The organism is Thermophagus sp. OGC60D27 (assembly GCF_052400625.1).
GTDB lineage: Bacteria > Bacteroidota > Bacteroidia > Bacteroidales > Marinilabiliaceae > Thermophagus.
In genome coordinates, this window is the sequence record NZ_JBQTGH010000034.1 from 1 (window position 1) to 1,587 (window position 1,587).

General features: G+C 51.7%; 1 rRNA gene. It reads right to left on the reverse strand.

From position 1 onward, the window contains the following. Positions 1–23: 23 nt before the first annotated feature. Positions 24–1,549: ribosomal RNA gene (locus tag ACT29H_RS16725) — 16S ribosomal RNA — on the reverse strand. Positions 1,550–1,587: the final 38 nt, after the last annotated feature.

A 1,587-nucleotide genomic window follows, 5' to 3' on the forward strand; every position in this document is an offset into this window, starting at 1 on the left:
TTAACAAGTCCAATACTCTCCAGAAAGGAGGTGTTCCAGCCACACCTTCCGGTACGGCTACCTTGTTACGACTTAGCCCCAGTCACCGGCTTTACCCTAGGCCGCTCCTCTCGGTTACAGACTTCAGGTACCACCGGCTTCCATGGCTTGACGGGCGGTGTGTACAAGGCCCGGGAACGTATTCACCGCGCCATGGCTGATGCGCGATTACTAGCGATTCCAGCTTCATGGAGTCGGGTTGCAGACTCCAATCCGAACTGAGACCGACTTTCGGGATTCGCTCAACATCGCTGTCTCGCTGCCCTCTGTATCGGCCATTGTAACACGTGTGTAGCCCTGGACGTAAGGGCCGTGCTGATTTGACGTCATCCCCACCTTCCTCACGGTTTACACCGGCAGTCTTGCCAGAGTCCCCACCATTACGTGCTGGTAACTGACAACAGGGGTTGCGCTCGTTATGGGACTTAACCCGACACCTCACGGCACGAGCTGACGACAACCATGCAGCACCTTGAAGAGTGTCCGAAGAAATACACCTTTCGGCATACGTCACTCCCCATTTAAGCCCAGGTAAGGTTCCTCGCGTATCATCGAATTAAACCACATGTTCCACCGCTTGTGCGGGCCCCCGTCAATTCCTTTGAGTTTCATCGTTGCCGACGTACTCCCCAGGTGGATTACTTAATGCTTTCGCTCAGTCGCTTGAACTCATTCGCTCAAACAACCAGTAATCATCGTTTACGGCGTGGACTACCAGGGTATCTAATCCTGTTTGATACCCACGCTTTCGTGCCTCAGCGTCAGTTATACCTTAGTATGCTGCCTTCGCTATCGGTGTTCTGAGTAATATCTATGCATTTCACCGCTACACTACTCATTCCGCATACCTCAAATAAACTCAAGAATGACAGTATCAACGGCATATCTACAGTTGAGCTGTAGTCTTTAACCGCTGACTTACCATTCCGCCTACGCACCCTTTAAACCCAATAATTCCGGATAACGCTCGCATCCTCCGTATTACCGCGGCTGCTGGCACGGAGTTAGCCGATGCTTATTCGTACGGTACATGCAAGTATCTACACGTAGATAGTTTTATTCCCGTACAAAAGCAGTTTACAACCCATAGGGCCGTCTTCCTGCACGCGACATGGCTGGTTCAGACTTGCGTCCATTGACCAAGATTCCTCACTGCTGCCTCCCGTAGGAGTCTGGTCCGTGTCTCAGTACCAGTGTGGGGGACCTTCCTCTCAGAACCCCTAGACATCGTCGCCTTGGTGGGCCGTTACCCCGCCAACTAGCTAATGTCACGCATGCCCAGCTTTAACCGCCGTAGCTTTAACTATACCATCAGGCAATGATACAGTATCATGGAGTATTAATCCTCGTTTCCGGGGGCTATCCTCCTGTTAAAGACAGGTTGCATACGCGTTACTCACCCGTGCGCCGGTCGTCGGCAAGCAGCAAGCTGCTCCCGTTACCCCTCGACTTGCATGTGTTAGGCCTGTCGCTAGCGTTCATCCTGAGCCAGGATCAAACTCTTCGTTGTACAAAAAGTTCTTATTAGCTCTTTTAAGTATTGGCCTT